Raw genomic sequence first — 8,706 nt, 5'->3', positions numbered from 1 at the left:
TGTCCAAACGCCTGCAGTTCGCGGGACCAATAATGGGATGACGCGCAAGCCTCGATCCCCACCAGGCACGGCGGCAACTTCTCAAAGAAGGACAGCACCAAACGGCGCTTGAGCTGGCGGCGGATCACCACCTGACCGGCTGCATCGACGCCATGCACTTGAAAGACCGACTTCGCGATATCCAGACCAATCGTCGAAATTGACTGCATAGGCTACTCCTCCGAATCGTGGGAGCCTCAAACGGCGCCCACTCCTTGGCACTCTCGTGCCCGTGGAGGAGCCGTCCACAGCATCAAAAGCAGAAGAATTTTGTTGGACAAAGGTCCGCCTTCTTTGGCCGGCCTCGTCGCGCAAGAGGCAGCCCTGCTCGAGTGCTATTCAAGCCCGCCAGAAGGGTTTTTTGATTTCCAGAGCGATGTCGGTCCAGGACAGCCCGACATCATGCAAGTCGCGGTCAGTCCATTGCGCCAATTCGCGGCGCTGCCGAACCCGCTCGCGCCAAATTTGCAGTGTGACAAACGCGCGCTTCACTGCATAAGAAAGCTGCGAACCGTCCGGCCCCACGGTCTTCGACATCCGGGCACCATACGAGGTCGATCTGCCCCTCCCCTTCATCGTCAGTCCTTTGCTCGGCCAAGCCAGATCGCGACCGCACCGGCGAGCAACACAGCGGCCGAAATGAGCAGCGAGGCATGTGCGCCCGCAATGAACACGTTGTTGCCTCCGACCAGCGAGCCGAATAGAGCAACGCCAAGCACGCTGCCGGTCTGCCGCGTTGCGTTCAATACGCCCGCGGCGATGCCGGATCGCGACTTCTCGACACTGCCGAGCAGCGTCGAGGTCAAGGACGGCACGAGCAGGCCGAGCCCGCCGCCGAGGACCATGAGCTGAGCGCCGATTGCCCCGTAGCTGGTGCCTGAGGCCATAGGCAGCAGCGCAACGCAGCCCGCGGCAGTGATCACACAAGCCAGTGCAATGGTTTGCGGCGCGCCGAGGCGCTCGCTGACCGATGCGGTGACGAGGTTGGCGGGCAGCACCATGCCCATCATGGGCACGAAGGCGAGGCCTGTTGCGAACGGCGACCAGCCGTTGACCTTCTGGAAGTAGAGACTGAGCACGAAGATCAGGCCGTAGAAGGCGATGTTGAAGAGGAGCCCGACCAGAGCGGTCAGCGCAAACATGCGGTGGCGGAACAGCGAGAGCGGCAGCATCGGTTGTGGCGCGCGCGCCTCGCGCCATACGAACAGGAGTCCGATCACGGCCGCTGCCACGAAGCCCATGATGACGAGCGGATGGCTCCAGCCGAGCACGCCGCCTTCGATCAGGGCGCCGGCCAGCGTGCCGAGGGTTGCAATCGCCGCGATCTGTCCCGGCAGATCGATCTCGCGCTGCGCGAGCCGCGGCGTCTCCTCGGCATAACGCCAGGCAAGCCAGAGGCCGGCGGCGCCAATCGGCAGGTTGACGAGAAAGATCGCGCGCCAGCCGACCAGCGCGATCAGCGCGCCGCCGACGAACGGCCCCGAAGTCAGTGCGACGCTCGCACCTGCGGCCCAGAAGCCGACCGCGCGGCCGCGCGCCTTCGGATCGGTATAGGCATGATTGAGCAGCGTCAGCGAGTTCGGCACCAGGATCGCTGCTGCCAGGCCCTGCACGGAGCGTGCGGCGATCAGGAATATCGCCGACGGCGCCAGCGCGCAGGCGAGCGAAGCCAACGTGAAGATCGCAAAGCCCGCGATGAATATCCGTTTAGCGCCAACGCGGTCACCGAGCGCGCCGGCGGTCAAAATGAAGGCCGCGAATGCGATGGTATAGGCGGTCACCACCCATTGCAGCTCGGCCACGCTACCGCCGAGCGAGGTGCCGATGCTGCTCAGCGCAGTATTGACGATGGTGATATCGAGCTGCACCACGCCAAGGCCGAGGCTCGTGGCGGCAAGTGCCAGCGCCGTCGCGAGAGGCGAACGGGATGACGTGTTGTCGGAGTGGGCTAGTTCCGGCTGCCTTGTGTTGAACGAAGTTTTTTGCATTGATCACACTCAGTTGCCTGTGAGAATTTGACGGCCCAGATCAGCCCGCTTTGCGATGGTCATTCGATACCAATCGAATATTCGGAGCCGCGGGATGATCTTTCGCGTCATCGCGGCAGTTCCCTCGCCGGGCTTATTGGCGTCCAGGCAACCTAAGTCCCCTGATCGAACCGGTCTCGCAGAAACACTACGGTCTTGACCGAAGTATTTGTGCTTGGCACTGCGTCCTCGTCGGCGTACGAGAAAGACATGGACACGGGACCCAAAATCGCCCAGGTCGCGGCACTCATCGGCGATCCAGCGCGCGCGAACATGCTTAGCGCGCTGATGGATGGCCGAACGTTGACCGCCTCGGAGCTCGCCTATGTGTCTGGCGTGGCGCCGCAGACAGCGAGTGGCCATCTTGCGAAACTCAGCGACGCCGGATTGCTCGCGCTCGCAAAACAGGGCCGACGACGATATTTCCGCCTGGCCTCTCCGCACGTCGCGCGCGTGCTGGAAGGCCTCATGGTCGTGGCGCAGGAAGGCCCCGCCCGGCAGCGCAATCTCTGGCGCGGCGGAGAAACGCTCCGACACGCGCGCACGTGTTATGACCACATGGCCGGCCGCATCGCCGTCGTAATCGCCGACCGGCTGGTGCAACAGTCGTTCATTCTGCTCGACGAGGATGGCGGACAACTCACCGATGCCGGTCGGTCATTCTTCGATGAGTTGGGCGTCGATCTTCGCCTCGCCTCCAAGCGCCGGGTGTTCTGTCGCCCCTGTCTCGACTGGAGCGAGCGCCGGCCGCATCTGGCCGGGGCGGTCGGCGCCGCCATTCTTGATCACGCTCTCGAGCACGATTGGGTCGAGCACGTCAGGGATAGCCGAGCGCTCGTCGTAACCCCAGTTGGCGTTAGAGAACTCGCCACAACGTTCGGCATCGAGGGCGCACCCCCGATGGACGGTCACGATGGGCGTGTTGGATCACTCTCCGGAGGCCGGGTATCAGCTATAGCGGTCGAATCAGCGTCCCCCGGACGGAGGTAGTAGCGCGATTAGCCACTTTCGGCTGTGGGGACCGGAGCTGAGCCCGAAGTGTTGCGATTGGCCAGACCCCTGTGATTCAAACTCTCAAACTGGGGGCTCGAATCGTGCGCTACGAACTCGCTGATCATGAATGGGTTGCCATCAAGCCCATGCTGCCGAATAAGCCTCGTGGCGTTCCTCGGGTAAACGACCGACGTGTGCTCAACGGCATCTTCTGGGTCTTGCGATCCGGTGCACCTTGGCGCGATTTGCCGGATCATTTTGGCCCGTACACGACCTGCTACAACCGTTTCGTCCGCTGGCGACGGGCTGGTGTCTGGGGCCGCATCATCGACGCACTTGCCGTAGCCCACGATGCCGCTGTCCAGATGATCGACACCTCCATTGTCCGCGTGCATCAGCATGGAGCCTGCATCACACGAAACAAGCGCCAATCGATGGGGAGGTCGCGCGGCGGCTTGACGAGCAAAATTCATGCTGTGGTCAATAGCAATGGTCTGCCGGTACGGCTGGCATTGAGCCCCGGCGAGGCACACGACGTTCGACTTGCGGGAAAGCTGCTGTCTCGCCTCAAATCTGGGTCAATGCTGCTGGCCGACCGCGGCCATGACGCGGACTGGATCAGAGAGTTCGCCATGAAGAAGGGCGCATGGGCCAACATCCCGCCGAGAAGGAATCGGAGCGATCCGATCTGCTTCAGCCCCTATCTCTATCGCGCTCGCAACCAAGTCGAGCGGTTCTTCAACAGGATCAAACAATGTCGTCGGGTGGCGACGCGCTACGACAGGCTCGCTGCCAACTACCTTGCCTTCGTTCAACTCGCGTCAATCAGGCTATGGCTGCGTCTTTATGAGTCCGCGTCCTAGCCATCGCCACGTCGAGCCCTGTCCTAAAATCGGTCAGTGCACAGGTAGACGGTGAGCGCGCTGCACTCGCACGACGCTTTTTTGGCTGACCGTTCGGATCGGCCGGTTCTCGTCTACAAACGGGGACAAGCAAAAGGCGGGCTTCGTCCTCCGTTCGTGGATGCCCGGAACAGGCCTAGGTATAATAACATCGATTAGTTCCTGCTTTGCCCTAGCCGTGTTGCCTCGCCCTCGCGATCGTTTCCGCTCCTCCAAGGACAATGGCCATGACCAGGTCCAGTGGTTTCAAAGTTGAAATGGGAATGATGATCGCAGCGCTCACGGCAATCCCGACGGCTGCCGCCCAGGTGCCGACGCTTTTCGTTGACCCTTCACGCTTGCCCCATCTCGGCAGCATCGACACGCGCTTTCAATCGTACAATGTGGAAATGGTCGAGGTCACCGGCGGACGGTTCTGGAAGCCTTACAAAGCGAGTGCCTCGGCTCGCGGCGGTGACAACGCCGGAAATATCCCCGCGGGCGCGAACCCCGATCTTTACGCGTATCGGGAGCCGATCGACTTGTCCAACCACCGACTGCGTATGTTGGCTGCCGCGCTGGCCCCGGCCTACCTGCGCGTCAGCGGCACCTGGGCCAATAGCACCTACTTCGCTGAAAGCGATGAGACGCCCTCGACGCCACCCAACGGCTTCAGCGCAGTGCTCAGTCGCGAGCGATGGAAAGGCGTCGTCGACTTTGCCCGCGCGGCCGGCGCAGAGATCGTGACCTCGATGGCCATAAGCTCCGGTGTCCGCGACGCAGCAGGCCAATGGCAGAGCGATCAGGCGCGTCGCTTGTTCGCCTATACCAAGTCCATCGGTGGCAGAATTGCCGCCGCCGAATTCATGAATGAGCCGACGCTGGCCGCCATGGGCGGCGCACCTGATAGCTACGACGCGGCAGCCTACGGGCGGGACTTCAAGGCCTTCGTTGCGTTCATCAGGGACAGCGAACCGGATGTGATCGTCCTGGGCCCCGGTTCGATCGGCGAGACGACAGCGTCGCAATCATCCCCGCAATCCAGCTCCGATTTCATCCGCACGCGAGACCTGCTTGCCGCATCCGGCCCCGGCATCGACGCTTTCTCCTATCATCACTACGGTGCGCTCTCGCAGCGATGCTCCGGCATTCCGGGTCAGACCACGGAAGAGGCCGCCCTTTCGGAAGCGTGGCTTAAGAGCACGGACCAAACGCTCGCGTTTTACCGATCGCTCCGGGACGCGTTTGCGCCTGATAAGCCGATCTGGCTGACCGAGACCGCCGAGGCCGCCTGCGGCGGTAATCCCTGGGCTTCCACTTTCCTCGACACCTTCCGATATCTCGATCAGCTCGGCCGGCTTGCCAAAGCCGGCGTTCAAGTGGTGGCGCACAACACGCTGGCGGCAAGCGATTACGGCCTGCTTGACGAGACGACGTTACGGCCGCGGCCAAACTACTGGGCGGCGCTGCTTTGGCGCAGACTGATGGGAACGACCGTTCTCGACGCCGGCGTGCACAACGGGATGCACCTCTACGCGCATTGCCGGCGAGGCATGCGTGGGGCCGTCACGCTGCTCGCGATCAATACGGACAGGACGACCGCGGCCATGCTGCGATTGCCCGCGGCCAGCGAGCGTTACACGCTGTCGGCGGATCATCTGGAAAGCGCTAGCGTGAAGCTGAACGGGACGGTTTTGGATCTCGGCCCGAATGACGATCTTCCACAGGTCTCCGCGGTGACCTCGCCGGGGTCGATCGAGATCGGACCGGCCACGATTGTCTTCCTCACGGTTGCGGACGCCAAGAACGCGGCATGCGATTGAATTTTTTTCCGATCCCATTCGGCCCTTTGCGGGCCGTCACGGGCCCTCTATTTTTCTTTGACAGCGGTGTCCTGATCGACGAAAAGCCGCCCATGGCGAAAAAACCCGGAACCAATCCCAAAGGCGAATTCGCCTTTTTCAATGTCGTCTATGAAGACGACTCGCAACGCTCCAACCGGCGCGTGCCTGCCGAGTTGCTCGGCGGGCTCGATGGCGACGAGCCGGCGCGCGGCTACATCATGGAGCAGGACCGCGAGATCGCCGAGAAGTCCGGCCGCCCGCAGCTCAAGATCAAGAGCATCAGCCGGGTCGGCGCGAAGAAGAAGTAGGTTGGCAGGCAAGGCCCGCTTGCATCAACCCATCGTCGCGATCGCCGGAGAGCGTCTTCGCTCAACTACCAGCGGAGCAAGCGGCACCCCTCTCCCTAACCCTCTCCCGCAAGGGGAGAGGGAACCTACCGCCGATGCGTCCCTGACTCGTGCCAATCACATCAGGGATAGCCAAGCCGTAATGTGAGGTGAGCACACTGGTACGGCTCCCTCCCCCCTTGCGGGGGAGGGCGGGGAGAGGGGTGGCCCCCGGCGCTGGCGTGAGAATTTGGCGCGACCTGAGGCAAACAAAAACGGCGGGCTTTCGCCCGCCGCTTTGTCTCGATGGATTGCCGGGTCGAGCCCGGCAATGACAATCAGTGCTAGTTGTCCAGAAAGCTCCGCAGTTTCCGGCTCCTTGACGGATGCTTCAGCTTGCGCAACGCCTTCGCCTCGATCTGGCGGATGCGTTCGCGCGTCACGCTGAACTGCTGGCCGACTTCTTCCAGCGTGTGGTCCGTGTTCATGCCGATGCCGAAGCGCATGCGGAGCACGCGTTCTTCGCGCGGGGTGAGCGAGGCCAGAACCCGCGTGGTGGTTTCGCGCAGGTTGGACTGGATCGCCGCGTCAATGGGGAGGATCGCGTTCTTGTCCTCGATGAAATCGCCGAGGTGTGAGTCTTCCTCGTCACCGACGGGCGTCTCCAGCGAGAGCGGCTCCTTCGCGATCTTGAGGACTTTTCGCACCTTCTCCAGGGGCATGCCGAGCTTTTCGGCGAGCTCTTCCGGGGTGGGCTCGCGGCCGATCTCGTTGAGCATCTGCCGGCTCGTGCGCACGATCTTGTTGATGGTCTCGATCATGTGCACGGGGATGCGGATGGTGCGCGCCTGGTCGGCGATCGAGCGGGTGATCGCCTGCCGGATCCACCACGTGGCGTAAGTCGAGAACTTATAGCCGCGGCGATACTCGAATTTGTCGACCGCCTTCATCAGGCCGATGTTGCCTTCCTGAATCAGGTCGAGGAACTGCAGGCCGCGGTTGGTGTACTTCTTGGCGATCGAGATCACGAGACGCAGATTGGCCTCGACCATTTCCTTCTTGGCCTGGCGCGCCTCGCGCTCGCCCTTCTGCACGCCGTGCACGATCTTGCGGAATTCGCCGATCTCGAGCCCGGTGAGCGCCGCCAGCGACTGGATCTCGCCGCGCAGCTCCTTGATGCGGTCCTTCTCGTGATGGACGAAATTCTTCCAGCCCTTGGCCGAGAGTTTCGAGACACGATTGAGCCAGCGCGGATCTAGCTCCGAGCCTTGGTAGTTGCGCAAGAAGTCTTCGCGCGCGACGCCGTGGCTGTCGCCGAGGCGCAAGAGGCGGCCTTCGAACGAGACCAGCTTCTTGTTGATATCGTAGAGCTGCTCGACGAGGGAATCGATGCGGGCTTGGTTGAGCCGCAGCGACTTCACCTCGACGATGATTTCGTCCTTCAGCTTCTTGTACTTGCGCTCCTGCGAGGGCGAGAGCGACTCGCTCTGCAGCTGGTTGGCGATGTCCTGTTCCTGAAGGCGGCGCAGCTTCTTGTATTCGGAAGCGATCTTGTCGAAGGTTTCGACCACCTTCGGCTTCAGCTCGGCCTCGATCGCAGCCAGCGACATCTGGTTTTCGAACTCGTCGTCATCCATGTCGCCTTCGGCGGCGGCTTCCGCCGGGTCCTTCTCCTCGGTCTCCGCATCGCCCGCAGGGGCTGCACGGAACGGGGTCGGCGCGGGCGGAGCGGCCGGCGGCGCTACATGCGCGGGCGCGGGCTCGCCGTTGGCGGCAGCGCCTTCGGCTGGGGCGGCGATCATCGCCGGGTTCATGTTGTTCTTGGCGTCGGGGCCGGCGTAGGTGGCTTCGAGATCGATGATGTCCCGAAGGAAGATCTTTCCTTCGTTGAGCTCGTCGCGCCAGATGATGATGGCCTGGAAGGTCAGCGGGCTTTCGCACAGACCTGCGATCATCGCCTCGCGGCCGGCCTCGATGCGTTTCGCAATCGCGATTTCGCCCTCGCGCGACAAGAGCTCGACCGTGCCCATCTCGCGCAGATACATGCGGACGGGATCGTCGGTGCGCTCGCCGGGCTCGGATTTCTTGACCTCGGTGACAGCCTTCGCCGTGACCTCGACAAGCTCGTTGTCGGTGTCGTCGTCGGCCTCTTCCTTCTCGGCCTCCTCGTCGGCCTCCTCGGCCTCGGAGACGTTGATGCCCATGTCCGAGAGCATCGACATGATGTCCTCGATCTGCTCGGGCGAGGTGGTATCGGAGGGCAAGACTTCGTTGAGTTGATCGAAGGTCACGAAGCCGCGCTTCTTGGCCTGCTTGATCATCTTCTTGACCGCGGCATCCGTCAGGTCGAGCAACGGCGACGGCGCGTCGGGGCTATCCTTCTCAGGGGCGTCCGCTGCCTTGTCGTCTTTTTCCTTGTCCTTAACCTGCAGCGTCTTTGCCTTGGTGGCCATTCATCAAGCTCCCGAAACGCGCTTCATGCGGACGTGCATCACACCCGCAGTTGTTCACTCAATTCGTTCGAGATGACGTCGTTCGATCGTCACCTTGCTCTGCTCATTCGCCTTCGCATGATCGGCCGAAAGCGGCACCCGCT

General features: G+C 62.5%; 7 protein-coding genes and 1 pseudogene. 4 read left to right on the top strand and 4 right to left on the bottom strand.

The features are described from left to right. The 3 genes and pseudogenes from HCN58_RS33150 to HCN58_RS33140 form a co-directional block, all read right to left on the bottom strand. A pseudogene (locus tag HCN58_RS33150) lies at positions 1-209 on the bottom strand (IS110 family transposase); the annotation flags it as partial. Positions 210-378: 169 nt separating this feature from the next. Then, complete coding sequence (locus tag HCN58_RS33145) at positions 379-576, bottom strand: DUF1127 domain-containing protein (RefSeq protein ID WP_171583543.1); 198 nt, start codon at positions 574-576, stop codon at positions 379-381. Positions 577-617: 41 nt separating this feature from the next. Further along, a complete protein-coding gene (locus tag HCN58_RS33140; protein WP_171583542.1) occupies positions 618-2,027 on the bottom strand; it encodes an MFS transporter in 1,410 nt (469 codons plus the stop codon). A 249-nt stretch (positions 2,028-2,276) separates the two neighbouring features. On the opposite strand from HCN58_RS33140, the gene HCN58_RS33135 reads away from it, so the two are divergent. From HCN58_RS33135 to HCN58_RS33120, 4 genes are all read left to right on the top strand, one after another. Next, a complete protein-coding gene (locus HCN58_RS33135) occupies positions 2,277-3,056 on the top strand; it encodes an ArsR/SmtB family transcription factor (protein ID WP_171583541.1) in 780 nt (259 codons plus the stop codon). A gap of 104 nt (positions 3,057-3,160) precedes the next feature. Then, positions 3,161-3,922: an IS5 family transposase gene (locus HCN58_RS33130; RefSeq protein WP_171583540.1), complete on the top strand. Its 762-nt coding sequence runs from the start codon at positions 3,161-3,163 to the stop codon at positions 3,920-3,922. A 266-nt stretch (positions 3,923-4,188) separates the two neighbouring features. Next, the gene (locus HCN58_RS33125; protein ID WP_235984097.1) at positions 4,189-5,763 is read left to right on the top strand and encodes a glycosyl hydrolase family 79 N-terminal domain-containing protein; all 1,575 of its coding nucleotides are present in this window, start codon (positions 4,189-4,191) and stop codon (positions 5,761-5,763) included. Between the two features lie 92 nt (positions 5,764-5,855). Beyond that, entirely contained in the window at positions 5,856-6,092 is a 237-nt protein-coding gene (locus tag HCN58_RS33120; protein ID WP_065732426.1) for a hypothetical protein, read from the top strand. A 362-nt stretch (positions 6,093-6,454) separates the two neighbouring features. Here the strand turns inward: HCN58_RS33120 and rpoD are convergent, their stop codons facing one another. Then, complete coding sequence (rpoD, locus tag HCN58_RS33115; protein WP_171583539.1) at positions 6,455-8,563, bottom strand: RNA polymerase sigma factor RpoD; 2,109 nt, start codon at positions 8,561-8,563, stop codon at positions 6,455-6,457. Positions 8,564-8,706: the final 143 nt, after the last annotated feature.

The sequence above is a fragment of the Bradyrhizobium australiense genome, assembly GCF_013114825.1.
GTDB classification, from domain to species: Bacteria; Pseudomonadota; Alphaproteobacteria; order Rhizobiales; family Xanthobacteraceae; genus Bradyrhizobium; species Bradyrhizobium australiense.
The sequence above is the reverse complement of the archived record's forward strand: the minus strand, read 5'-3'. Positions and strand labels throughout refer to the sequence as shown.